This window comes from Acidipila sp. EB88 (assembly GCF_003858395.1).
Taxonomy (GTDB): Bacteria; Acidobacteriota; Terriglobia; order Terriglobales; family Acidobacteriaceae; genus EB88.
Map to the genome: position 1 here is coordinate 2,443,745 of NZ_QWEV01000005.1, position 24,015 is coordinate 2,467,759.

Sequence of the window (24,015 nt, forward strand, 5' to 3'; positions counted from 1 at the left end):
TGACTACGTGGTTGCAGCCCGCTGCGTCTATCCTGCGCGGCGTTAGAACTCCAGCCGCATCGTGACCTGGCCTGTGCGGTTGCCACCAAAATCAGATCCACGCGCCTGCGTGATCTGGCCGAAGTTCGCTTGCGTTACATCCAGTTGCGGGTCTGCCAGGTTGGTGTGATTCAGGATGTTGGTGAAGGTCCCCTCGGCACGCAGCCTCAAGGCCTCTGTCAGGCGGAACGACTTACTCGCGCCAGAGGAAAGCGTGATGGTGCCGGGCCCCGTCAGGTCGCCCACGCCCTCGGTACCGAAGCGGCCGATCGGTGCCACCTGCGCAACCACGCTGCCCTGAGCGTTTTTGACCACGCTGCCCACCACACAGTTGCCGTTCTGTAGAGACGCGGCCCCGGTGGTTCCACCCAGGCCGGTTCCGCCTGGGCACGTGAACGCGGCGGCGTTGAACCATTGGTTGCGCGTCCGCACGCCACGCGGCAAATTGCCTTTGGCAATGCGATCCGGCCTTTGATTCCTGCCAAAGAGCGAGCCTGCCCCGGTGCCCGACGGATCCGCACCGCCGGCCGGGAGATATGCCGTCAGGAATGGACCACTCTGCCAGACAAAGATATTGGAGACCTGCCAGCCGCCCACGAGGAGGTCCATCGTGTGCCCGCTCGCACCGAGGAAGTGCTTGCCGCGCCCAAAGGGCAGTTCATACACGCTGGTCGTCAGCCACCGATTGCGCCGTGTTCCGGTTACATTGCCGTAATCGAGATGCCGGTCCCCGGTGTAGGTCGCGTAGTATCCGCCCTGTTCATCGACAAAGCTGCCCGGCTGCGCAAAGGCGCCGGCAGTGCCCTGATTATCAGAAAGGTTTTTCGCCAGGGTGTAGGCGCTGTCCAGCGACATGCCCTTGCTGAATCGGTGCGAGAGCTCAACCTGCCCGGAGTGGTAATCCGCCTGGGCTGCGGTGGAACGTTCTGCGATGGAGTAGAAGTTGGGATAAGCAAACGCTGTGCGTGGTTGATTCTGTGCGGGTGTGCTCGTGGAGAGCGGCAGCATGTTCAGCTCCGGCTGCCACACAAGATGCCAGGTATGCAGCCCCACGTAGCTGACGCGCAAACCGAAGCCATGGCCGAAGTCATGATCCACCGAAAGATTTGTCTGCAGCGAATATGGATCGTGCCAATGGATGTCGACGGCCGAGTTGAAGCTGACGGAGCCATACGCCGGCGCGAAGTTGCCTCCGGCGAAACTGTTGGTGCCAGCAGTCGAGATCGCCGGAAAACTGAACGCCGGCCCGGTTGCGGTTTCAACGTTGTTGAACGTCTGCACATTTGCCTGCAGGGTTCCTGTTAACGCGTAGAACAGTGCGCCTGAAGTCGTGATGTTGTAATAGCCCGCGCCGCCGCGGATCGCGGTGCGGTCATTGCCGAATGGCCGGTAAGCAAAACCGAATCGCGGCTCAAAGCGCAGCTTGGGATAAGTGCGCAGCCCTTGCGGCAAACCCGCCTGTTTGTTGGAGAGTACGGGTGTGCATGGCGCCCCGTTTTCGACACCATTCGTTGCGTACGGGTTGGTGACACCCGCGGTGGCGCAGGCGTTGAGGTTGGCAAGCTCCGCCGGGGCCAGGTTTCCGGCAAAGCCCGCAGGGTATAGCAACGTGCCGGACTTCGCTGCGGATGGTTCGAAGTTGCCGATATTGCCGCCCTTGTCGGAGAAAGCAGGATGCAGTTCGTAGCGCAGCCCGAAGGTGATGTTGAGCCTGGGCGTGGCCTTCCAGTTGTCCTGTGCATACACGGCGTACGCATCGGAGTTGCCGTTGTTGTTGGCGGTGACATTGTCAATCTGCGTCTGGTAGGGCGCGCCCAGCAGGAAGTCAGCAAACTCCTGCCCGGTAAAGCTGCTTGCCTGCGTGAAGTAGAAGTTGCCGTAGTTATCGGAGGATGAAAAGTCCAGGGGGGTGATGGCGGCCAGGTGGCGCACATCCACGCCCAGTCGCACCGTGTGCGCAGCACGCACCATCGTGACATTGTCGACGTACTGGAAGATCCTCGACTGCTCGGTCGAATCGAGCCGCTCGCCGATGGATGCCAGTTGCGAATCGAAACCGATATGGCTGATGCCGTTGAATGGGAAGTTGGGGCCAACACCACTCAGCGCTGCCGCATTGACCACGGCTGCCCCGTTGTAAGGGCTCGTGGAGCCATCCTGTTCAAGTGTGAATCCGAAGCGAAACTCATTCGCAAGCCTTGGAGAAAAGGCATAGTTCGCAACGGCGGCAAAGATGCGGTACTGGCCGATTGCCGAAGAGTTCGGCAATGTGAGATCAACCGGCTGCACCTGTGCGATGTTCTTAGACGTAAACCGGGCAAACACGCTGCCTTTGCTGCCGATTGCCTGGTCGAGGCGCAGGTCGTATTGGTTCGAGTCGATGTCGCGGCGGCGTGTGCTCAGGTAGTTGTAGCCCGTGGTGGCAATCGCGTTCTGAAGACTGCCGCCACTGCCAACATTTGGGTCTGGATAAAACTGCAGAAAGGCCGAGGAACTTTTATTGATCGACGGCAGCACCTGGTTCGCATACAGGCCGCCGGTGAAAGGATTTACGAGCGCTGCGGTCTCCTGTGAGAAGTTGCCCTGCTTCATCAGCACAGTAGGCACAAGCGCCTGCAGAACAGTGGATTGCGGAAAGCGTAGTCCCTCATAGGTCGCGAAAAAGAACGTACGATCGCGCCCGTTGTAGAGATGCGGCAGCAGAACGGGTCCGCCAACGAAGCCACCGAAATCGTTCGCCACTTTCTTCGGCTTGTTCGCGCGATCAGTGCCGAACGGGATGGCATCAAACGCGGAGTTCTGAAAGTACCAGAATGCAGATCCATGCAGCGCGTCCGTGCCTGCCTTGGTCACCGTGGTGATCTCGCCGGGCTGCGCATACTCGGCATTGTTGTTCACCCCGTCCACGCGGATCTCGGCAATGGATTCCGCAGAAGGGAATGCGTCACCAAGGATGTTGTTGGTGGTCTGGTTCTGCGCTGAAATTCCGTCGATCGTGGTCTCAGACTGCGATGGCAGCCCACCCTGCAGGGAGAACTTAATACCCGGCGCGGGAGATGCGGACGGGGACGGTGGATACGCCCCGGAGTCAGGTTGCACGCCGGGCAGTGTCTGGATCACGTTCAGCGGGGAAGTGGAACCGGCACCCCGGTAATTCGCTGGGAGGTCCAGCACGGCCTGCGGTGTGAGCGCGGCGGAGATCTGCGCATCCGCCGTGTTGAGTGTGCCGGAATTCGATGCATCCACCCGAATGGTCTCGCTTACGGCCCCGGCCTCAGGGTGAGATCAAGGCGAAGCTGCTGGCGCGCGTCCACCACGACTCCACGCTCGATGTCGGTCGCAAAGCCGGCGAGTGACACAGCAATGTCGTAAGTGCCTGGATCGACGTTGAGTGCGTTGAAGGAGCCGTCCGCCGCAGACAAGAGCGTGCGGTCGCTGTTGGTCTCGATCCGGTGCAGCCGGATCGTTGCCGCAGGCAGCGCCGCACGGGTTGTGTCCTCCACGCGACCACTCACACTGCCAAGGGTGGATTGCGCCGTGCCGGAGAGTACACCGGCTCCGAAGAGGAACAGCAGCAGAAGCAGGTTGCGGGAACGAATCGTCGTCATGGGAAATCCTCAGGTGCGGCAGGAACAAGGTACGGGGAGTCAAAATGAGACTGGTCAAGGTGCGCCGAGTTAACATGCGGCGCGTAAAGATGCGGCAAAGCGAAGTGGAAAGGAAATGCCGGCTCAACCGCGCCCTGCAACTGAGCCGACGCGCAGGTACAGAGCCCTACTCAGCGTGCATCGGGCGTAGCAGCGTCAACCCAGAAGCCTGGCGGTCGCCGGTGGCGTGGCGAATGCGTTGCTGCCAGACCAGGGCCATCACGGCACCAGTCAGTACGGCTGCGACTCCACGGCCGAGCCAAAGGCCCTTCAACGCGAACGAAGTATGAAAAGCCAGAAAGTAGGAAAGCGGCATGCCGACCACCCAGTACAAAACGGTGTTTGCAAGGAACGGGGTGCGCGTATCACCAAGCCCCGTCAGCGCCGCTGAGAAAAGCACGTTGGCCGTGTCGCCCAGTTGCAGAAAGCCGCAGATCAGGAAGATGGGCGCGGCCGCTGCAATCACCGCCGCGTCGTTGGTGTAACGCGAAGTCCAGTAGTGAGGAAAGCCGGCGAAGAGCAGGGAAGCCACCAGAATGTACCCCAAGCCCAGCGCGAAGGAGACATTCGCTGCCCGTTGCACACGGACCAGGCTGCCGCCGCCCGCTGCCTGCCCTACGCGCACAATGGTTGCGTACGAGAGTCCAAGAGGCACCATGTAAACGAAGGCATCGATCTCGAGCACGATGTTATGGGCGGCCAGCAGGGTCGAACCGAGGCGCGCACATACGATCGACATATACGTGGAAAAGCCGAGGTCTGTTATGTTCTCCAGTGCATCGGGCCAGCCGATGCGCCACAGCAGGCCAAGGCGCCATGGACTGGGGCGTAACTGGCGCAGGCTCAGTCGCGTGTGGAGCTTGCGCGAGGTGAGCAGGAAGCCCACGGCAAGCAGTCCCAGCATGTACACCCGCACCACGCATGTGGCCCACCCGGAGCCGGCCAGCCCCATCGCATGCACGCCGAAATGCCCGAACAGAAATGCGTAATCACCCACAGCGTTCACCAGGTTGGCTGTAAGCAGGGAGACCGCGATCAACACCACGTGATTGACCGACTGCAGGTATCGTCGAGTGGCCATGTAGAGCAGCAGCGGTGCCGTGGACCACACGAGCGAATGCAGGTAAGCACTGGTGGAGCCAACAATCTCGGGCGAAATACCGAGGTGCCTGAGCAGCGGGATGGCTGCAAGCGTAAGCAGCATCACGATGGGTGTGCTGACGCCGACGAGCAACAGCGTCTGTGCCAAGAGGTGCACGCTTTCTTCACGACCCTCCTGCGTGCCCCGCCCGAAGCTCTGAGCGGCCAGTGTCTCCAGCCCCGTCATAAAGCGTATTGCGCAGAACACTATGGCATAGAAAATGGTGTTACCCAGCGAGGAAGCCGCCAGCCCAAGAGCCGAGTGCGGCATGTGCCCGATCATGGCAGAGTCAACGATGTAGGTCGACATCCAGCCCAGCTCGCCCAGGGCAAGCGGCCCACCGAGGCGCAGTGTGCGCGCCGTCTCCGCGGTCCGATCTTGACTCGCCGTGGTGGCGACGGCACTGCGTGAACCCGGCTGCGTTGTCCTCATCATGGGTACTGCCCATTTAAACTGCTGCGATGAGCAACGCGGCAGTTAGGGAAGGATGCGCATTTCACAGCATCACAACCGCCGACGACGCTGCCTGCTCAATCCGTATGCGCGCTGTAGCGGAAAGCAGAGGGAGAGTCGGCACTGCTGCAAATACCGCGAAGGCAACCTTGAAGATCAACGACGGTCCGCAGCAACTGGGCCAAATCCATCAATCAGTAGGGACCATGCGCGCCGTACCGGTGCAGAACCCCTTCGCGCGTTGACCGATGCTCGGCGAGACGCTGTGCCCGAATGCGTCCGCGCAAACGACGTATGCCCATCCGCAGCGGCGGTGACCGCTTGAGTCAACCTGCGCAGCCCTTCCCTGACTCTGAGTTGAACAGCACCCACAAGTGCCATCAGGTTGACGGCCTAATTTGGCAAAATGTCCAGGGATGCTCCGAGTGAGAACAGCTCCCGCACAACCGCTCCTGCACGCACAGAAGCCAGTGGCCACAAAAAAAGACCATCTCTCCAGGAGAAGGTCATTCTGTGCGTCGAACTATATCTACGTTGGTGCCGGGAGGGGGGGTCGAACCCCCACGAGGTTGCCCTCGGCGGATTTTGAGTCCGCTGCGTCTGCCAGTTCCGCCATCCCGGCGTGCGGTTCCCACAGTATCGCATAGGCCTGCTGCAGGGGCCAGAAGGGTAGCCGTGGCGCTTAGCCACTCGGTCCGTTTGCGACAGCAGCGAAGCAGGCTTGCCATGGTTCGGGTAAGTCGAACTAAGCGGCTCGGGCATGACGGGTCGCATGGAGGGAATGTATGTAGGCCAGGAACTGGTGCAGGTCGGAGACAGAAAGGGGAAGCGCTTAACGCGCTTCCCCTGTCCGGTTCTAAGCGACTGCGGGCCGGCAGTACGGGCTTACAGAAAAGCCACGGACTGCACCCCTGCCACATCAAACCGCTTTCGGCAGCGTATGTTCTTGCACGCGGTCACGTCGTCGCGTCGCACCATGTAGGACTGGGCTTTGGCGAATCTTGCCCGATCCCGCTCATCCGCACCCCGACCCAGCTGCGCCTTTTTCCTGCGTACCAGCCAGCTCAGTTCATACTCATCCGCTTTGCCGCAGTGCGGGCACGTGAGCAGGTGCTTCTTCTGCTCCGGTCTTTCATCGAAAAAATCGCGCTCTTCCATTGCTGTCACTCCTGCTTTAACGCCACACCTGCCCTATTATCCCGTACCTGGCCGCCCGCAGAGTGGGGTGGTCGCCGATTCTCCCGGTACGCGGCTAGCCTGCCGCTTTCCAAAGCAAAGCCGCCGAGCGGCACCAGGGTCGGTGACCCCCAGACAAGCCGACATCTGTCCACTGCGACCAGGCGCACGTGTTTCGAGGCTTTCCTCACATGTTCTGATTTGGAACCACTGTTGGCTCGAAATGGAAACAAGCCCCCAAGAAATCGAAGTCCGAGCCTGGGAATGCCGAACCGCGGGGTAGGATAAAGGTTGGGGATAAGCTCCGGCGGGGCTTGTCCTGCCGCAGCTCTGGCCCCCAGAAGAGGAAACATGCGCTCAGAGTTGGTCTACGCTGCTGGTCTCAAGATGGAAAATCGGTATCTGCTTTCGACCGTGACCATGCTTGCCGTTCGCAAACTCCACATCGTTTCCACCCGCACCGAGGACACTGCCAACCACGTCTTCTCTGAGTTGGCCGCAGGCCGGGCACTCGATGTCACCATGCCAGAGTTGAAGCCCCAGATCCCGATCGAGCCGCTGCTCAGCCCGGTTGGCTAAACGCGCTGCTCCCAGGGGCCTTTCCCCGAGGGCCCTGCAGTGTTGCCGAGTGCCTGCCACCTTGCCGGGCAAAGCTAGGCTTCGCACAAGCCGGTGCCGATTGACTTACAGGTGGAAATCGCCTAATCTGATGTTCTTGCGCTATCCCCGCGTCCGCTGATCGACGCACGGTCCGGTTACAGGGCCCAGGGATTCTGGTCATGCGCCTGCTCGCCCGTTCAGTGCTCCCCTCATGCCGGAAACGGATCGGAGGGCGCTTTGTTGCTTGCCGGGTTCAGGATGGACAGCCCAAGCATGAGTTCTCGGTGGATGCACTCCCCAGTTTTCTGCGGGAACATCCACTGCAGGTTTTGATTTGAGGAGAAGCACGAGATGTCGACGTTTATTCCAAGCGCGCTTGAAATCGATCGCAAGTGGTTCGTGACCGATGCCACCGGTAAAACGCTGGGCCGCCTTGCCACCGAGGTTGCCAGCATCCTTGCCGGCAAGCGCAGCCCTAAGTACACCCCCTACATTGACATGGGCGACCATGTCATCGTGATCAATGCCGAAAAGGTTCGCCTGACCGGTCTGAAGTCCGAAAAGAAGGTCTATCGCCGGTACACCGGGTTCCCCGGTGGTCTGCGCGAAGAGTCCTTCCTGCGGCTCCTGAAGCGCCGCCCGGAAAAGATCATCGAAGAAGCCGTGCAGGGCATGCTGCCGAAGACCAAGATGGGCCGCCAGATGGCGACCAAGCTTCAGGTCTATCGCGACGACAAGCATCCCCACCAGGCGCAGAAGCCGGTGGTCCTCGAAATCGATACCCAGCTCGGCAAGAAGGCATAAGGATACCCATGGCAGATTTGGTGCAGTACTACGGAACAGGCCGCCGCAAATCGGCGATCGCGCGTGTATTTCTCCGTCCCGGTTCGGGCAAATTTTCAGTCAACAAGAAGGCGCACGAAGTGTACTTCGTGACGGAACAGCAGCGGATCGCTGCCAAGCGTCCCCTGGTTCTGACCGAGCTGATCGCCAACTTCGACGTGATCACGACTGTGCGTGGCGGCGGCGTAAGCGCCCAGGCAGATGCGGTCAAGATGGGTATCTCCCGCGCACTGCTCGCCTTCAATGTCGAGTTGCGCAAGACCCTCAAGACGGAAGGTCTCCTGACCCGCGATGCGCGGATCAAGGAACGCAAGAAGTACGGTCAGAAGGGCGCCCGCGCCCGCTTCCAGTTCTCGAAGCGCTAAATATCTCGGGCCTGGTCGAGTTGTTCTCGGTCCGGCCCGGATTCTCCGTAACGTGTTCACCCGGCATAGCCGGTATCTCGGACGTGATTCTCCCGGCAAACTAGGGAATCAATCTCCGGCTTTTCCGCGGAGATGCAATTTACAAAGGAGGCTGTTTGGCAACCATCACCATGAAGGAGTTGCTTGAGGCTGGCGTTCACTTTGGACACCAGACCAAGCGTTGGGATCCGCGCATGAAGGAGTACATCTTCGGCGAGCGCAACGGGATCTACATCATTGACCTGCAGAAGACCCTCAAGATGTTCAAGGAAGCGTCGAAGTATGTGACCGACCTGACATCCACGGGCAAGGTCATCCTGTTTGTCGGCACCAAGCGGCAGGCACAGGATGCGATCGCGGAAGAGGCGACGCGCTGCGGTATGTTCTACATCAACCAGCGCTGGCTGGGTGGCCTCCTTACCAACTGGGTCACGGTGCAGAAGTCGGTGAAGCGGCTCCAGGAACTGGACGAGATGGCGACCGATGGCCGCTACGAACTGCTCACCAAAAAGGAAGTCATCAAGCTTGAGCGCGAGCGCAAGCACCTGCAGGCGAATCTGGCCGGCATCAAGAACATGAAGCGTCTGCCTGACGCCCTGTTCATCGTTGACTCGAACGCCGAGGCAATTGCTGTCAAGGAAGCCCGCAAGCTCGGCATCCCGGTGGTTGCTGTGGTGGACACGAACTGCGACCCCACCGTGGTCGACTACGTGATTCCCGGCAACGATGACGCGCTGCGTGCTATTCGCCTGTTCACCTCCAAGGTCTCGGATTCCGTGATCGAAGGCGTGCAGATGGCGAACGACAAGCAGTTTATGGATGTTGCCGGCGTATCGCCCGAGGCGCAGTTTACCGCGGCCACGTTTGAGGACGGCAGCCTGGAAGCAGGCGCAGACCAGCCCGTTGCTGAGTCGAGCCCGGTCGAGGCAGAAGCCGAGAACGAAGTGGTGGATCTCGAGTCGGCCCTTGGTGGCGGTATCCGAAAGGCCCCGGCAGGCGTTGGAGCGATCACCGAGCCCGACATTGCCGAAGGCACCGTCTAACCAGGCGCACAGTGCAAGCACAGCGAGGGCGTGGTCCGGTTTCCGGCGCCACGCTTTCGCCGCGTAAGGATCAAAGCAGGTAACAGGTAGTTCCAACCGCTCGAGGCCCACGGCCCGGCACGAAGAGGAAACCAAGGTGGCAGCAGTGACTGAGAAAATCGATGCAAAGCTGGTCAAGGAGCTCCGTGAAAAGTCAGGCGCTCCGATGGGCGATTGCCTGAAGAGCCTCCAGGAGTCGAAGGGCGACATGGAAGAAGCCTTCGTGATCCTGCGCAAGCGCGGCATGGCCTCCGCAGCGAAGAAGGCTTCGCGCGGCACCAACGAAGGTGCCGTGGGCACCTACATCCACGCAGGCGGCAAGATCGGCGTGCTGGTCGAGATCAACTGCGAGAGCGATTTCGTGGCCCGTACGGAAGACTTTCAGGAACTGATGAAGGACATCGCGATGCACATCGCCGCGACCGATCCGCGCTACGTTCGTCGCGAAGATGTTACGGAAGAAGACATGGCCCGCGAGAAGGACATCTACCGTTCGCAGGCAGCCGCAACGGGCAAGCCCGCGCCTGTTGTGGAGAAGATCGTCGAAGGCAAGATGTCGAAGTTCTACGAGGAGGTCTGCCTTCTGGATCAGCCCTTCATCAAGGAGCAGTCGCTCACGATTAAGGAAATGATCGCGCAGAAGGTTGGCAAGCTTGGTGAGAACATCACCGTGCGCCGCTTCGCACGCTTCAAGGTAGGCGACCCGGTCTGGACCGTGGCCCAGGTCAAGGCGGAAGACATGCCGACCGCTTCCGCAGAGTAGTCCCTGCTTCATCGCATCATCAAAAGGCCCGGCTTATGCCGGGCCTTTTGTTTGTGCCAAGCACCCCGCCGCGTGCCACATCCATCTCACTGCTTACGCGTGCACTTTGCATCACGCCCATAGAGCAGAAACAGGAGCACCACGTGGCAGCTGTCCTGCGGGCCGCTTTCGGCTACTTCTTCCTTGTCTTCATGGTCCGAATCGTTGGCCGCCGACCCGGCAAGCAGATGAACCCGTTCGAGTTCGTCCTGATCTTCTTTATCGGCGGGCTGGCTCTTACATTCACTGTTGCTGATGACCGGTCGCTCACCAATGCGTTTACGCAGATCCTCACAATTGGCATCTCGCACTACTTTCTGATCATGCTCAGGGAGCGTTATCCGCGTATCGCGCTGCTCCTGGATGGCTCCCCTATCCTACTGTTGCGTAAGGGACGGTGGCAGACGGAAGCCATGGAGGGCATGCTCATTCAGGCGGATGATGTCATGACCGCCGCGCGCGACAAGGGTCTGTACTCCCTCAGCGAGATTGACTACGCCGTGCTGGAACGAAACGGCGAAATCACGATCGCGGCTGTCACAAAGTAGCGCTTCCCAGCGAAAGGTCCTGACCGTGAATACCGAAACGCGCGCAGTAGAAGACTCGATTGCCAAGGTTGACAACGAGCTTGCCGTTGGCGAAGACCTCGATTTTCAACGGCGCTGGTGGCGCTTTGAGAAGTGGATCTGGCGATTTTTTGCCCTGCTTGTTCTCGCCGATATAGCGGGTCTGTTCGGTCGCGGCCCCCTTGCCAAAGCGCAAAAGCATACTCCCGACGGTGCAATGCACATTAAGTACGAGCGCATTGAGCGCTTCTCCACTCCATCCATACTGACCATTCAACTCGGGCCCGCATCGGTGCGGAAGGGCACAGTGCACGTGTGGGTCAGTTCTTCAGTCGTAGACCGGTTGGGCAACCAGCGCGTCATTCCGGCGCCGTCACAGTCGGAAGTGGTGAAGGATGGCGTGATCTACACATTTCCCGCAGACGATGTGCCGAGCGAAATTGCTTTCGCACTTCAGCCTGCCGACATCGGGCTGTCGCACCTTACCATTCGCCTGCTCGATGCCGACAACAAGCCGCTGCCGGCGCAGGACTATCTCAACCTCGATATTTTTGTGATGCCCTAACCATGTACACCATCACGCACGCCATCTTCGGCTACTTCTTCCTGCTGCTCGTTGTGCGCGTACTATCACGTCGCCCCGGGGGCCAACTCACGCCTTTCGAGTTTGTGATCGTCTTCCTGATCGGTGGCCTCATCATTACGGCAACGGTCGGCGATGACAAATCCGCAACCAACTGCATCCTCGCGATTATCACGATCGGCCTCATGCATCGCTTGACTGCGCAGGTGCGCGCACGATTCAGCGGGCTCAGCCATTTCATGGATGGAGTTCCAATCGTGCTTCTGAATCGTGGGCGCTGGCACACGCAGGCGATGGATGGCATGCGTCTTAAGGACGACGATGTCATGGCCGCGGCACGTACCCGGGGTATGCGCGACATGAGCGAAATTCGCTACGCAGTGCTGGAGCGGGTCGGCACGATCAGCATCTTATCCGAGTCTGATTCCAAGGTGCGTCAAGAAGAGATCGAAACGGCGGGCAACGATGCAGGGTCCAAGCACAGCGAGTAATCAGGGACAGTCTTCCGAACGAACCGTGGAAAGCATGGTGCCTGCCAGGCTTGATCGCCTGCCCTGGAGTCGCTGGCACCTGAGAATCGTCATCGCCCTCGGCACCTCTTGGTTGCTCGATGGGCTGCAGGTCACGCTTGCCGGGTCGCTTGCCGGCATCCTTGAAGACCGCAACGGTCTCGCCCTCACGGCACCCCAGGTGACGGCGGGCGCAACCACGTACCTTGCTGGTGCCGTCCTCGGCGCGCTGTTCTTCGGATATCTGACGGATCGGTTAGGCCGCCGCAAGCTCTTCCTGGTGACACTCGCCACTTATTCGCTGGCGACGCTTGCCACGGCCCTGTCGTGGAACTTCCTCAGCTTCGCATTGTTCCGCGCACTCACCGGCTTCGGCATCGGTGGCGAGTACGCGGCGATCAACTCGGCAGTGGATGAGTTGATCCCGGGGAAAGTGCGGGGCACGGTCGACCTGATCGTCAACGCCACATTCTGGCTGGGCGCTATCTTCGGATCTGTCGCATCTTTTGAGCTGTTGCGCGGGCACCTGCTTCCGCCTCACATCGGGTGGCGCGTGGCTTTTGCCACCGCCGCTGTACTGGGTTTCGGCGTCTTGTTTCTCCGGCTCGCCGTGCCGGAAAGTCCGCGCTGGCTCATGCTGCGCGGGCATGACGAAGAGGCCGAAAAAGTTGTCTCCTTAATCGAAAAGTCTGTAGCCAGACACGCAACGCTTTCGGAGCCGCAAGGTGCTCCCCTGAAGCTTGCCGTGCGCGACTACACGCCCTGGGGCGACGTGTTTCGCAACATGCTTGGCGCGAACCTGCAACGCTCGCTGCTCGCACTTGTGTTGATGGTGGGGCAGTCTTTCTTCTTCAACTCGGTGTTCTTCACGTATGGCTTGATCGTGAAGAAGTTTTTCGGAGTGACAGACGCCCGTATGCCACTGCACCTGCTGCCATTCGCCATCGGCAGCTTCTTCGGGCCAATGCTGCTGGGCCCACTATTTGACAGGGTCGGTCGCAAGCCAATGATCGCTGCGACCTACGGCATCTCCGGGCTGTTGCTCCTCGCTACCATCTATCCCTTTGTGCACGGCATGCTCTCCGCGCGAGGACTCGACATCTGCTTCAGCGTCATCTTCTTCGTGGCATCGTCTGCTGCAAGTGCTGCATACCTCACGGTCAGCGAGATCTTCCCACTGGAAATACGGGCGTTCGCCATCGCCATTTTCTATGCGCTTGGTACGCTTGCCGGCGGGGTCGCCGCGCCCGTGTTTTTCGGGTTCCTGATCGCTTCCGGATCCCGCGGGAACGTAGCGTGGGGGTACGCCCTGGGTGCAACGCTGATGATCGCCGGGGCTATCTGCGAGCTGTTGATCGGGGTGGAGGCCGCAGGCCAATCGCTTGAGGCCATTTCCAAGCCGCTGCAAAGCAGGTAGCTCCGCCCGACGCGTGCCGCGGAGTTACCAGCCCAGCAGCACCAGCTGTGAGCAGAAGCCCGGCCCCATGGCCGCCAGGATGCCGTAGCTTCCCGCAGGCGGTCGGCGCTCGCGCAGGGTGTCCTCGAGCACGAACAGCACTGACGCCGACGACAGGTTGCCGACCTTGCGCAGCGACTCCCAGGACAGGTGGCACTCCTCCCGGGTAACGCCAGCCGCCTCTGCCATGGCTTCGAGCACCTTGGGGCCACCCGTGTGCAGCACCCAGGACGTGATCTGCCCGCGTTCAAGGCCGTTCGCTGCGAGAAATCTCTCCAGGTCCTGCGGAAGGTGCTTGCGGACGATCGCCGGCACCTCGGGCGACAGCACGATCCGGAAACCCTCCTCGCCAATGTCCCAGCCCATTGCCTCTTCGGTGTCTGGGTAGAAGCTGGAGGCGGTGGCAAGCACCGCCGGACCTGCCGGCTTGTTCAACACAACCTCGTCGCCAGCCACGATCACCGCGGCTGCGCCATCTCCGAACAGTCCGCTCGCGATCAGGTTTGCAACGGATAGATCATGCCGCTGCCAGGTCAGCGAGCACAGCTCCACCGAGAGAAGAACGGCAACCCGGTCCGGGTAGGCCTTGACGTAGTCGTCCGCCTGGGCGATACCCGCGGCACCGGCAACACAACCCAGGCCGAAGATGGGGGTCCGCCGCACATCGCCCGGAAGCCCCATGCGGTTGCAGAGATGCGCGTCGAGCGAGGGACTCACCACCCCGGTCACCGTAACGGTCAGCAACGCGCCAATCTGTTCCTTCTGCAGGCCCGCCCGCTCTAGGGCGGTGTTGATCGCCTGCTCGCCCAGCTCCTCGGCTACGCGCAGCCATGCCGCGTTGAATTGCCCGAACCGCGTCATCTCCGCGTACTCATGCAGGGGCAGCGCGAAATAGCGGCCGTCCACACCGACGCGCTGGTGGAAACGCTGCAGCAGCGCGGGGTTCTCCAGCTCTGCGCTCCAGTGGCGGGAGAGTTCCTCAAATACCTCTTGCTGGGTGTGATAGCGGGGAGGCAGGGCAGATGCGACAGCAGCAATTCGACTCAAGGGAACTCCTTACGACCAGCCTCCACGGTACGTGTCCGGGTACGGCGGGGCAAGCGCAGACCCCACATCACTCCTGCGAGGTCCAAATGATCCCGGCGAGGCGGTAGAGAAAATGCCGCCGAACGCGAACCCTGGCACCGTCGACCTGCGCAAGCATCGCCCCGAGTTCGCCGGCCGTGTAGGCGCGTCGCACCGACACCGGTCCGTCGTGGCGGGACAGCCGGCTGGGATCGACCAGTGAAAACAGTTTGGCGAGTACAAAATGGGCGGGGGTTCGCTCCAGGTCGTTGATCACCACGGCGACACGAGCGACGCGCAGCGCCTCACCGAGAAGAACCAGAACCTCGGCTGGCTCCAGGTGATGCAGGAAGAGGCAGCAGCTCACGATATCCACGCTGCGCGCCGGCAGCGGTATGGCGAGCGCATCTCCCTGCAGAGGTATGGGGCTGGGCAGGTTCCGCGGCCAGTGCTCCGGCAGGTGACTCGCCTGCCGGTCGAGCAGGGTAGCCCGAACCGTGATGCCGTCGGCGGCGAGCAGGCGCGATGCTGCCTCGAGGGCCGTGGCCCGCCCGGCAGCGACCTCCAGCACGTGCACCTCCTGCCTGGGTCCGGGAGAGTAGGGCATGGCCCGGACTGCCTCGCGCAGGAGCAGGTGATGGACCCTGTCGCCCCCAAACCAGCGATTCACAAAGCGCAGCGAGCGAAGCGCGCTGGCTACCTCGCGGGCGCTGCCGTGATCCTCGTCCAGCCATTCGTCGGCGCTTTTGCGTGCGAACTTCAAATCTTCTCCACGTTGGTTGTTCGTTCGCTCTGCTCGAGCAGGCAACTGAAGTCACCTTGCCGCCACAAGCTTGGTGTAACGCCGGCGAGGGTCATGCGATACTCGAAGCTAATGTACAAGCGTGTAGTGCTCAAGCTATCAGGCGAGGCGTTGGCCGCAGGCCGCGGTTTTGGTGTAGATGTAACGCTCGTCCACTCCATTGCCCGCGAGATCGCCGAAGTGAACGCAAGCGGCGTCGAAGTCGCCATCGTAGTGGGCGGCGGCAACTTCTTCCGCGGCGTTGCCGAGCAGGCCAAGGAAATGGACCGCGTCTCCGCCGACAACATGGGGATGCTGGCCACCGTGATCAACTCGCTGGCCGTGCAGGATGCCATCGAGAAGACCGGCACCCATTGCCGGGTGATGTCCGCTATCCAGATGCACCAGGTGTGCGAACCATACATCCGCCGGCGCGCCGTGCGTCACCTGGAAAAAGGACGCATTGTGATCTTCGCGGCCGGCACCGGCAATCCCTACTTCTCCACCGACACGGCTGCTTCACTGCGCGCCATGGAGATCAAGGCAGACGTCCTGATGAAGGCGACCAAGGTCGATGGCATCTACAGTGCCGATCCCATGCTCGACAAGACCGCGACCAAGTTTGACGAGATCACCTACGCCGAGATCATGCAGCGCGGCCTGAAGGTCATGGACATGACCGCGGTCAGCCTCTGCAAAGACAACAAGATGCCAATGATCATCTTCAACATGGGGCAATCCGGCAACATCCGTCGCGTGGTTCAGGGCGAAAAGATCGGTTCCCTGGTCACCAGCTGATTCCAAAACATGATTAAGGCCGGGCTGCGGCAGGATCGTTTCCGCAGCTCCGGCCTCATGGTTTCCGCGCGCGTCGCCGGTAAATTCCCCCAGGTCCGCCCACCACGCGAGCGAGCAAGCATTGGCTGCAGATCCCACAGAGCATCCTCCCAAGCCATCGCTGCTGAGCAGCGGTGATGACTCCACGGCCTCCCCCGCCCCCAGAGAACAGATCGCGAGCGCACCCGGCGAGAAGCCGAGGGTCAGTCAGGATCGGCTGCCGGCGCTCACCGGGCTGCGCGCTTTCGCCGCCTGCAACATCGTTTTCTTCCATTTCTCCAATCCAAAATGGTTCGGCCCCTTTGCGCCCATCGTGGACAACGGGTACACCGCCGTTTCGTTCTTCCTGCTGCTCTCGGGTTTCATCCTCTCCTACAACTACAGTGGCCGGGCGCAGCGTGGAGAGCTTCATATCTGGCGGTTCTGGGTCGCGCGCCTGTCGCGCCTGTACCCCGTCTACGCCTTCGCGCTGATCCTTTCCTTGGGCATGCTCCACTCCGAGTGGCCGGCCCGTTCGCACCCCGAGTTCTTCGAAGGGCTTGCACTCACACCCCTGCTGCTGCAGGGCTGGGTGCCGTCGCTCGCCACCTTCTGGAACACGCCCGCCTGGACGATGTCGACCGAGGCGTTCTTTTACTTGGTATTTCCGTTCGCTGTCCGATGGAAGCGACCCCAGAGCATGGGCGGCACGCTGCTCCTGCTGATGCTTCTCTGGTTCGCCGGCATGTCGCTACCCGCGCTGTACCTGCACTTCCATCCGGACGGGGTGCTGCATGCCGGTCGGTACACGGATGGATACTGGATCCGCGCCCTGAAGTTCAGCCCGCCGCCGCACCTGCCGTCGTTTCTCTTCGGGATGGTGCTGGCTGACCTCGATGGCCGCATGGGCCGCAAGGGCTGGCGTCGTTTCGTGCTGGGGCTGTGCGGGGTCGGGGGCGTCTACGCCGTGCTCCGGTTCGGCACGGCAATCCCGTATCCGCTCCTGCATGACGGGCTGCTGATGCCTCTCTTCGCCTGCGGCATCCTGGGGCTCGCTGGACACAACCCGCTCTCCCGCATCTTCGGCTTTGCGCCCTTTGTTGCGCTGGGGCAGGCCAGCTACTGCCTGTACATCCTGCATTTCAACCTGTGGACGCTGATCCACGACTCCGGGCTTCTCGAGAAGACCGGGCTGATCCGCTTCGATCCCTGGCTGAGCTACTGCCTGCTTGCTGCCGGGGCCGGCACGGCGCTGCTGCTAATAGAACGCCCGATGCAGCGATTTATCCGGAAGCGCATGGCTTAGCCACTCTCTGACACGTGCACTGAAAGCCAGCCCCGCGTTTTGCCTCCTGCTTAGAGCCTGCAGCTGCCTGACCTCAGATGCTCATGACTGAGCAGGGACTTTGACAGCCAGTGATATCCAGAGCAGCCGAGGTCTCGCGCTCAGCCAGCCATGATCCGCAGAAACAAAGAGGCCCGCGCATGTGCGCGGGCCTCTTTGCTCTTGGTCGCAGTTCCCGGTTAGGACCCGGATCCGGCAACGTTCTGCACGTGGATGATGGGATGGTTGCCGTGCGAAACAGCCGCGACGCACTGGGTCAGGCCAGAGGTGTCGTAGAAGGTGTTTTGCGTGGCGGAGAGTCCACCCGTGTTGGGGTCGAGGATAAAGCCGCTGATCGAATTGCCGGCGAAGTTCGCAGTGTAGACAAAGCGTCCCAGTGCCGGTTCGACGATCACGCAGCCCGGGTAAGCGCCGGTCGTTCCTGTGCCGTTGGTGGCCAGTGAAGACAGGCCACCCGTGGACAGGTTGACGCCATAGCCCTGCACCGTTCCACCGATCTTGTTGGTGACGTAGACGTACAGACCGCGAGGATCCACCACGATGCCGTCAGGCGTTGTGCCCGTTGCAACCGGCCCACTGGGCAGGTTGGTCAACACGCCCGGCGCTGCCGACTTGTTGATGCCGTAGGTGATGACCTGGTTCTGTGCGCTGTCCGTCACGTACAGGAAGGTGCTGTAGGGGTGGCTGGCAAGGGCGGAAGGCGCCGTGCCTGCGCAGAAGGGGCTGCCCGTAACGGCAGTCAACACGCCAGTCGGGTTGCCGCTGGAGTCCACGACCTGGTTGTAAGCCTGCAGACCACCCAATCCTGCAGTGGGGCAGGCGGGGTTGGTGGTTTGCGTGGAGGTCAGCAGGTCCGTGGCGAAAACCTGCAGACCGTCGGTTGTCACGTTCACAGCCGTCGGAGCATTACCAAGCGGCACGTAGCTGCTGGAAACTCCGTTTACGGTCTGCGTCACGGGGGTCGACATCACTCCATTGGCATCTGTCTTGTACACATAAAGCGCGCCGGGACCAGTGCTCTGCGCCGTGAAGTCAGGTTGGTACGTTTCCACCACGTACACCAGGTTGTAGAGCAGGTTGCCGCTCGAGTCCGTAACAGAGTGCACCGTGACAGCCACCGGGTCAGAACCACTGGGGTTCACGGTGGTCTGCGGATACAGCTTGGCGTCCGTACCGATTCCGTACTGCACCAGCGTATTGTCGTCGAAGTTCACGACGTACAGGTTCTTGCCGACAGCGTCCGCAGCCAGCGACACCGGAGTCCGGCCGGCAGGGTACGAGTTCTCAGGAATGGCCGTGAGTGCGCCAGACTGTGAGTCCACGCGGAACACATTGATGACGCCCGGATCGCTCTTGGAAGAGGTCGCATACAGGTAATCGACCGTGTTGCTTGTTCCACAGGAAACCAGGCCAGTGCCAGCACAGATCGAGGCCGTTGCGGCCAGGATGCTCTGGCTCCATCGCTTCAACTTCATGTATTTCCTTCGCTCCGCGCCGCCGTACGATGCAGCGGAACTGTTTGGGTAAAGGGGCTTGCCCCCGATTGTAGAAGCGCGTGGCGGGTTCTGCCACACTCTGGTGCAGGGCAGGGGCGGGATTGCTGCCAATCCCGGCCCCTGCACGGGCTAAAGTGCGCTCGAGATGCCGAGGCACCAGGAAGGCGTGCCCACTGTACCCACGGTGGCGTTCTTGTTCAAAGCCTTGAGGGTACCGGTGTTCGGATCGATGATGCGGCCCGTGATGCTGTTGTCCGCAGCGCCGGCAACATAGAGGTACTGGTTGGTCGGGTCTTCAAAGATGCAGACCGGGCTGGACACCGTGCCCAGCGTGAACCCGCCATTCTGTACGGCCACGTCCAGGTCGCCTGTGGTTGCATTGATGTTGTAGCCGGTGACATCCGCGGAGGTCGTGGTGGAACTCGCATTACCGGCCACGTTCTGGCCGTTGGCCAGGAACAGGTACTTGCCGGTGGAGTCCACAACAGACTGCACAGGGCCGCCGCCGGATACGGTGGTGTTGTTCGGGAAGGGCGAACCATTCACCGCCACCAGCGTTCCGCTCGAGCCGATCGAGTAGTCGTAGATCAGGTTGTTCAACGTATCCAGCAGGTAGATATAGCTGCTGCTGTCCCCGGTGATCGCCGAGATGCTGGGAGTCATGTTGGTTGAGATCTGCTGCACGTTGGTCTGCGTGTTGGTGAGCTGGCCAGTGGCGGAGATCGCCTGCACGAACACCGTCTGCACATCATTGGTGTGGAACGGCGTGGTCACCGAACCGGCATCCACCACGTACACGTAGGAAGCCGTCACGCGGAAGTCCACCGGGAAGCAGCCCACGGGGAAGTACGTGAGGGCAGTGTTGACATTGTTCGGCTGTACCTGCAGGCGACCCGTGGAGGCATCAATCGAGTACACCGAGATGTCGCCCACCGGGTGGTACAGGTTGTCGGAGCCCAGGCACGGGAAGTTGGTCGATGCCGTAGTCGAAGCGTTGGGCGAAGTCGCTCCACCGCCGGAGATGCCGACCGGGGCGAACTGATCCAGAACCAGGAGGTAGTTGCCACCCGAACTGAGCGCCATGCGCGTGCTGCCGTATCCCTGGCTGGCATACTGCAGCTGCTGCGAGAGCTGCCCGTAGCCGCCGATGGAGAACAGCGAGATGTTCGCGCTGGTATACAGCTGGCTCAGGTAGGTGGAGCTCGAGGTGGAGGTGTCCTGCGTGGCCGTGCCCTGGTTCAGGACGTACATGAAGCGGTTGCCCGTCGGCACGACTGCGCGGATCGGGTTCGCGCCACCCGAGGAGATCGAGGCAGCCGCGCCGGCGATGGCCGTCAGGTTTCCGTTATTGTTATCTTCCTTGAACGCGCCGATTGCGCCTACGCCGGTCTGGCCGCTGACGCTGGTGCCCAACACATATACGTAGCCGACCGTGCGATCGTTGGAGCAAGAAGTAAGGCCAAGAGTCATGCCGACGGCCCCCGTTACACACAGCAGGGCACGGCTCAATTTCTGGAACGTCATGCGATTCCTTCATCCCTGCTGGCCAAACGGCGCAGGAAACGGTGGTGGGGACTGGAGTCCCAGCCCATTGTAACCGCACGGATCAACACTTGTGCTCCGGCGAACGCGAGGCGCCAGAAATGAAAGGGGCCGGCTATGCCGGCCCCTTTCGGCGTTCTTTCGGCTACCAGTGAGCTTACCAGACGTGACAGGAGTTCGCTGGCATCATCGGCTGCCCAGAGTGGCATCCAAAGGCCTTCCCAAACTGCTCGAAGTTCTGCACGGTGCCATTCGTGCGGAACTCGCCCGGCGAGTGAGGATCGGTCTTGGCCAGCACACGCGCCGAGGCGTCCGTGGTGTTGGAGCACCAGACCTGGGCGAACGCAATAAAGAAGCGCTGATCGGGGGTGTACCCATCAATCTTCTTCGTGCGCTCCCCCTCGGGCTCGGCCGCCAGAACCTTCTGCAGCGCCTGGTAGGAGATGCGAATCCCGCCATTGTCCGCCGTGTTCTCGCCCAGGGTCAGCTTGCCGTTCAGCTTCTGCCCCGGTACCGGCTCGAAGTTCCCGTACTCCTTGACCTCGCAGTCGGTACGCGCGTCGAACTTGGCCTTGTCGTCCGGCGTGAACCAGTTCCGCACATTGCCCTGCCCGTCATAGCGGGAGCCCTGGTCGTCGAAGCCATGCGTCATCTCATGCCCGATCACGACGCCGATTGCTCCATAGTTCACCGCGGGATCGATCGTCTGCGAGTAGAACGGGGGCTGCAGGATGCCGGCCGGGAAGTTGATGTCGTTCATCGGCGGGTTGTAGTACGCGTTTACCGTCGGCGGCGTCATCCCCCATTCCTTCTCGTTCACCGGCTTGCCAATGTGGTTCAACTCGTAAGCGGTGTTGAAGTTCTCGGCGTCGCGAAGGTCCGTCGCGAAGTCCCCGCGCGTCACCACGACCGCGGAGTAGTCGCGCCACTGGTCCGGGTAGCCCACCTTGTCGCGGAAGGTGCCAAGCTTGGTGAGCGCCTCCTGCTTGGTGGCGTCCGACATCCAGGGCAGCTGCTTGATGTCTTCCCCGAGTGACTCCTTCAGGTTTGCAACCAGCTGCTCCATGCTGGCCTTGTTCTCTGGCGGAAAATTCTGCTTCACCCAGTCCTGCCCGACGGCCTCGCCAAACTGCCGGTCGGTCAGCGCGGTGCAGCGTTTCCAGCGGGCCCGCTGCTCGGCCTGGCCGTTCAGCGTCTTTGAAAAGAAATCGAAGTAGGCTTCGTCAAACTGGCTCGAGAGCCACGGCGCGATCTCTGCTACCGCATGAATGCGCAGGTAGCTCTTCAACGCCGGCAACGGCTGGTCGGCAATTACGGTGGCCATCGTCTTGAAGTAATCCGGCTGCAACACGTTCACGGTGGTGAATGCCGGGGGCTGCACGCCCGCGAAGAATGCGGTCCAGTCGAAGTCCGGTGTCAGCGTCTTCAGGTCGCCTACTGCCATTGGGTGATAGATCTTGTCCGGATCGCGCATTTCCACGCGCGGCATGGCTCCCTTGGCCAGGGCCGTCTCGATCTCGAGCACGTTCTTGGCCTCGGCCTCGGCCTTGGTCTGGTCATCGCCGATCAGCTTGAACATGTTGACCAGGAACGCCTGGTACTGCGTCCGGATCTTGACCTGCCGCTCATCCGTCTGCAGGTAGTAGTCGCGGTCAGGTAGCAGCAATCCACCCTGCCGCAACGACGCGATCTGCTTGGTGGAGTCCTTCTGGTCCTGCTGGTCGTTGAAGCCGAAAAAGCCGTCGCTGAAATACTGCTTGCTGCCCAGGAACGCAGCAATCTGCCGCTTGTCGCTGATGGCATCAATGGCCATCAGGCTTGGCTCGATCGGCTTTGCGCCCAGCCGGTTGGCCTGGTCCACATCCATGCAGGCTGCGAAGAACGTGCCGTACTGCTTCTGCAGGGGCGACTTGGGTGCATCCCCAGCCTGCTTCAATTCGGTGTACAGCAGGTAGTTGTTGCGCTCGGAAAGCTGGTTGAACGTACCCCATCGGGCCGAGTCAGCCGGGATGGGATTGTTGCGGCGCCAGTTGCCGCAGGCGTACTGGTAGAAGTCAGTACACGGATCCACCGTCTTGTCGATCGCCGTGGTGTCAAAGGAGCGAAGAGCCTTGGGGGCTGCGGGTGCCGCGCCGGCATCTGCCGCGGGCAGAAACGTGGATTGTTGTGCAGGAGCGGAGAGCGAGCCAGCCACGAGGGCAATAGCTGCGGGGGAGAAGAGGATCTTTCGCATAGGCTCCTTGATTACAGGCAAAGCTTGCCTAGCAAAATACCATGTTGCTGCCTGATTCCACAGTTTGGGATACATCGTCGAATACGCGACAAACACTGGTCCTCAACCGCGCGGCACGCGGGGAGCGCGACCTTCACAGGGCGAGTCGGCACTGCAGCAGGAGCCAGGTTGAGCAGAGACTGTATCTCGCTTCACCATGGCGGTTGGCCGGAGGTCGAGCAGGTTGTCGCGAGGCGTTGAGCAGAAGCGCCGGCGAGTGGGCGTCGTCGTCGAGAACGCGACGCCCGCTCCCTTGTGCAGCGACTTCTAGAAAATCTTGACGTGGAAGGTCAGGTACTGCTTCGGGTTCTCGCGGATAGCCGTGACAAGGTGGTTTGCGTTGCCCAGCATATCGTTCGCGTTGTCATACAGTGCAGGGTTGCGCACCAGCTGACCCAGCGTGCCTTCGCCGTTATCCGCACGCGACAGGATCGAGTCCAGGCGGTTCACCGTATCGCTGAGCTTGCTCGCAAACTGCGGGTCCTTGGCAATCAGCCCTAGTCCGCCACGCCCTGCATTCACATCGGCCAGCAACTGGTTGAGGCTGGCGGTGGACTGCTGCAGGTTGTTGTAGAGCGAGGGGTCCTTGATTAATTTGCCGATCGAGCCCTGGCCCGAGTCAATCTGCGCGCTCACCGAGTCCAGATGGGCAATCGCATCGTTGGCGCGGTTGTACAGCGTGGGGTCCGCTACCAGCTTGCCGATCGAACCCTTGCCGCTGGAGATGGAGTTCACGAGTCCCTGTAACTGGTCGACTGTGGCCACCGCCTTGTTGTACAGGTCAGGGTTGTTGATCAGCTGGCCGATGGAACCGCGGCCGGTGTTCAGCGAGTCCACCAGGCTGTCGAGCTTCGCGAGAATGGTGTTGACCTGCTCGATCGTGCCCTGGGAGGACTTGATGACATCGCTGAGCGAGGGAGTTTCGTTGGTCGGCAGTTCGCCGTTCTCGGCAATCTCAGGCTTTTGCGCTGCCTTGCTGCTGATATTGACCACGGTGTCGCCAAGCACGCCGATCGTCTCCAGGCTCGCGGTGGAGTCCTGTCGTACGTTCGCGGCGTACTTGCTCGAGATCTTCATCACTACTTCGACCGGGGTCAGCTTGCGTTCCGGGGCGATGCGGATGGACTTGACGGTGCCGATCGACACGCCCTCGAGGTTGACCGCTGCTCCATTCTTGAGGCCGGCAGAGTTCTCAAAGTACGACCGGACGGTGAGCTTATGACTGAACACACCACCGTTCGAGCCGGACATGAGGAATATAAGCACCGTGAGTGCCACCAGCGCGGCAAACACCAGCACTCCGACCTTTAATTGCGACCAATGAACTTCTTGCTGACTCGGCACAGCACCTCTCGTGGGACCCTAACGCTGTTATACCTGCTCACAGCTTCTATGAC

Annotated in this window: 21 protein-coding genes and 1 tRNA gene; 11 read left to right on the forward strand and 11 right to left on the reverse strand. The window is 61.1% G+C overall.

The features are described from left to right. Positions 1-42: 42 nt before the first annotated feature. The 5 genes from D1Y84_RS10720 to D1Y84_RS10740 all read right to left on the reverse strand — a co-directional run bounded on the left by D1Y84_RS10720 (position 43) and on the right by D1Y84_RS10740 (position 6,438). Positions 43-3,285: a TonB-dependent receptor gene (locus tag D1Y84_RS10720; protein ID WP_124848495.1), complete on the reverse strand. Its 3,243-nt coding sequence runs from the start codon at positions 3,283-3,285 to the stop codon at positions 43-45. 14 nt (positions 3,286-3,299) lie between these two features. Next, on the reverse strand, positions 3,300-3,647 hold the full coding sequence (locus D1Y84_RS10725; protein WP_124848496.1) for a carboxypeptidase-like regulatory domain-containing protein: 348 nt from the start codon (positions 3,645-3,647) through the stop codon (positions 3,300-3,302). Between the two features lie 166 nt (positions 3,648-3,813). Then, positions 3,814-5,262 carry an MATE family efflux transporter gene (locus D1Y84_RS10730; RefSeq protein WP_124848497.1) on the reverse strand — a complete coding sequence of 483 codons (1,449 nt, stop codon included), beginning with the start codon at positions 5,260-5,262 and terminating at the stop codon, positions 3,814-3,816. A 553-nt stretch (positions 5,263-5,815) separates the two neighbouring features. Beyond that, a tRNA-Leu gene (locus D1Y84_RS10735) sits at positions 5,816-5,902 on the reverse strand. A gap of 263 nt (positions 5,903-6,165) precedes the next feature. Beyond that, positions 6,166-6,438: a hypothetical protein gene (locus D1Y84_RS10740; RefSeq protein WP_124848498.1), complete on the reverse strand. Its 273-nt coding sequence runs from the start codon at positions 6,436-6,438 to the stop codon at positions 6,166-6,168. A gap of 369 nt (positions 6,439-6,807) precedes the next feature. On the opposite strand from D1Y84_RS10740, the gene D1Y84_RS10745 reads away from it, so the two are divergent. The 9 genes from D1Y84_RS10745 to D1Y84_RS10785 all read left to right on the forward strand — a co-directional run bounded on the left by D1Y84_RS10745 (position 6,808) and on the right by D1Y84_RS10785 (position 13,262). Beyond that, positions 6,808-7,035: a hypothetical protein gene (locus D1Y84_RS10745; protein WP_124848499.1), complete on the forward strand. Its 228-nt coding sequence runs from the start codon at positions 6,808-6,810 to the stop codon at positions 7,033-7,035. Positions 7,036-7,407: 372 nt separating this feature from the next. Further along, positions 7,408-7,860 carry a 50S ribosomal protein L13 gene (gene rplM, locus D1Y84_RS10750; protein ID WP_124848500.1) on the forward strand — a complete coding sequence of 151 codons (453 nt, stop codon included), beginning with the start codon at positions 7,408-7,410 and terminating at the stop codon, positions 7,858-7,860. Positions 7,861-7,868: 8 nt separating this feature from the next. Then, positions 7,869-8,264, forward strand: coding sequence for a 30S ribosomal protein S9 (rpsI, locus tag D1Y84_RS10755; RefSeq protein ID WP_124848501.1), 396 nt, complete (start codon positions 7,869-7,871; stop codon positions 8,262-8,264). A gap of 155 nt (positions 8,265-8,419) precedes the next feature. Then, positions 8,420-9,346 (forward strand): 30S ribosomal protein S2, encoded by a 927-nt coding sequence (rpsB, locus tag D1Y84_RS10760; protein WP_124848502.1) that lies wholly within the window; start codon positions 8,420-8,422, stop codon positions 9,344-9,346. 205 nt (positions 9,347-9,551) lie between these two features. Then, positions 9,552-10,148 (forward strand): translation elongation factor Ts, encoded by a 597-nt coding sequence (gene tsf, locus D1Y84_RS10765; protein ID WP_124850072.1) that lies wholly within the window; start codon positions 9,552-9,554, stop codon positions 10,146-10,148. Positions 10,149-10,291: 143 nt separating this feature from the next. Further along, positions 10,292-10,735 carry a DUF421 domain-containing protein gene (locus D1Y84_RS10770; protein ID WP_124848503.1) on the forward strand — a complete coding sequence of 148 codons (444 nt, stop codon included), beginning with the start codon at positions 10,292-10,294 and terminating at the stop codon, positions 10,733-10,735. Positions 10,736-10,760: 25 nt separating this feature from the next. Continuing rightward, on the forward strand, positions 10,761-11,318 hold the full coding sequence (locus tag D1Y84_RS10775; protein ID WP_124848504.1) for a hypothetical protein: 558 nt from the start codon (positions 10,761-10,763) through the stop codon (positions 11,316-11,318). A gap of 2 nt (positions 11,319-11,320) precedes the next feature. Next, a complete protein-coding gene (locus D1Y84_RS10780) occupies positions 11,321-11,827 on the forward strand; it encodes a DUF421 domain-containing protein (RefSeq protein WP_124848505.1) in 507 nt (168 codons plus the stop codon). A 34-nt stretch (positions 11,828-11,861) separates the two neighbouring features. After that, entirely contained in the window at positions 11,862-13,262 is a 1,401-nt protein-coding gene (locus D1Y84_RS10785; RefSeq protein WP_233581343.1) for an MFS transporter, read from the forward strand. 24 nt (positions 13,263-13,286) lie between these two features. On the opposite strand, the gene D1Y84_RS10790 is transcribed toward D1Y84_RS10785, so the two are convergent. Beyond that, positions 13,287-14,348, reverse strand: coding sequence for a type III polyketide synthase (locus D1Y84_RS10790; protein WP_124848507.1), 1,062 nt, complete (start codon positions 14,346-14,348; stop codon positions 13,287-13,289). Positions 14,349-14,415: 67 nt separating this feature from the next. Further along, positions 14,416-15,129, reverse strand: a complete 714-nt coding sequence (locus D1Y84_RS10795; RefSeq protein ID WP_124848508.1) for a methyltransferase domain-containing protein — start codon at positions 15,127-15,129, stop codon at positions 14,416-14,418. Positions 15,130-15,240: 111 nt separating this feature from the next. Here D1Y84_RS10795 and pyrH point away from each other — a divergent pair, with 111 nt between their 5' ends. Together pyrH and D1Y84_RS10805 are read left to right on the forward strand one after the other, a co-directional pair. Beyond that, the gene (pyrH, locus tag D1Y84_RS10800) at positions 15,241-15,945 is read left to right on the forward strand and encodes a UMP kinase (protein WP_124848509.1); all 705 of its coding nucleotides are present in this window, start codon (positions 15,241-15,243) and stop codon (positions 15,943-15,945) included. Between the two features lie 121 nt (positions 15,946-16,066). After that, complete coding sequence (locus D1Y84_RS10805) at positions 16,067-17,269, forward strand: acyltransferase (protein ID WP_233581344.1); 1,203 nt, start codon at positions 16,067-16,069, stop codon at positions 17,267-17,269. A 218-nt stretch (positions 17,270-17,487) separates the two neighbouring features. Here the strand turns inward: D1Y84_RS10805 and D1Y84_RS10810 are convergent, their stop codons facing one another. The 4 genes from D1Y84_RS10810 to D1Y84_RS10825 form a co-directional block, all read right to left on the reverse strand. Then, positions 17,488-18,783 carry a beta-propeller fold lactonase family protein gene (locus D1Y84_RS10810; RefSeq protein WP_124848510.1) on the reverse strand — a complete coding sequence of 432 codons (1,296 nt, stop codon included), beginning with the start codon at positions 18,781-18,783 and terminating at the stop codon, positions 17,488-17,490. 150 nt (positions 18,784-18,933) lie between these two features. After that, positions 18,934-20,328, reverse strand: coding sequence for a hypothetical protein (locus tag D1Y84_RS10815; RefSeq protein WP_124848511.1), 1,395 nt, complete (start codon positions 20,326-20,328; stop codon positions 18,934-18,936). 175 nt (positions 20,329-20,503) lie between these two features. Then, on the reverse strand, positions 20,504-22,579 hold the full coding sequence (locus D1Y84_RS10820; protein ID WP_124848512.1) for a M13 family metallopeptidase: 2,076 nt from the start codon (positions 22,577-22,579) through the stop codon (positions 20,504-20,506). 306 nt (positions 22,580-22,885) lie between these two features. Then, the gene (locus tag D1Y84_RS10825) at positions 22,886-23,962 is read right to left on the reverse strand and encodes an MlaD family protein (protein WP_199726390.1); all 1,077 of its coding nucleotides are present in this window, start codon (positions 23,960-23,962) and stop codon (positions 22,886-22,888) included. Between the last annotated feature and the right edge of the window lie 53 nt (positions 23,963-24,015).

Excerpts from the sequence above, each read along its gene's own strand:
- D1Y84_RS10725 (WP_124848496.1), bottom strand. The coding sequence starts at position 3,647 with ATGACGACGATTCGTTCCCGCAACCTGCTTCTGCTGCTGTTCCTCTTC.
- D1Y84_RS10730 (WP_124848497.1), bottom strand. The coding sequence starts at position 5,262 with ATGATGAGGACAACGCAGCCGGGTTCACGCAGTGCCGTCGCCACCACG.
- D1Y84_RS10740 (WP_124848498.1), bottom strand. The coding sequence starts at position 6,438 with ATGGAAGAGCGCGATTTTTTCGATGAAAGACCGGAGCAGAAGAAGCAC.
- D1Y84_RS10745 (WP_124848499.1), top strand. The coding sequence starts at position 6,808 with ATGCGCTCAGAGTTGGTCTACGCTGCTGGTCTCAAGATGGAAAATCGG.
- rplM (WP_124848500.1), top strand. The coding sequence starts at position 7,408 with ATGTCGACGTTTATTCCAAGCGCGCTTGAAATCGATCGCAAGTGGTTC.
- rpsI (WP_124848501.1), top strand. The coding sequence starts at position 7,869 with ATGGCAGATTTGGTGCAGTACTACGGAACAGGCCGCCGCAAATCGGCG.
- tsf (WP_124850072.1), top strand. The coding sequence starts at position 9,552 with ATGGGCGATTGCCTGAAGAGCCTCCAGGAGTCGAAGGGCGACATGGAA.
- D1Y84_RS10780 (WP_124848505.1), top strand. The coding sequence starts at position 11,321 with ATGTACACCATCACGCACGCCATCTTCGGCTACTTCTTCCTGCTGCTC.
- D1Y84_RS10785 (WP_233581343.1), top strand. The coding sequence starts at position 11,862 with ATGGTGCCTGCCAGGCTTGATCGCCTGCCCTGGAGTCGCTGGCACCTG.
- pyrH (WP_124848509.1), top strand. The coding sequence starts at position 15,241 with ATGTACAAGCGTGTAGTGCTCAAGCTATCAGGCGAGGCGTTGGCCGCA.
- D1Y84_RS10810 (WP_124848510.1), bottom strand. The coding sequence starts at position 18,783 with ATGAAGTTGAAGCGATGGAGCCAGAGCATCCTGGCCGCAACGGCCTCG.
- D1Y84_RS10815 (WP_124848511.1), bottom strand. The coding sequence starts at position 20,328 with ATGACGTTCCAGAAATTGAGCCGTGCCCTGCTGTGTGTAACGGGGGCC.
- D1Y84_RS10820 (WP_124848512.1), bottom strand. The coding sequence starts at position 22,579 with ATGCGAAAGATCCTCTTCTCCCCCGCAGCTATTGCCCTCGTGGCTGGC.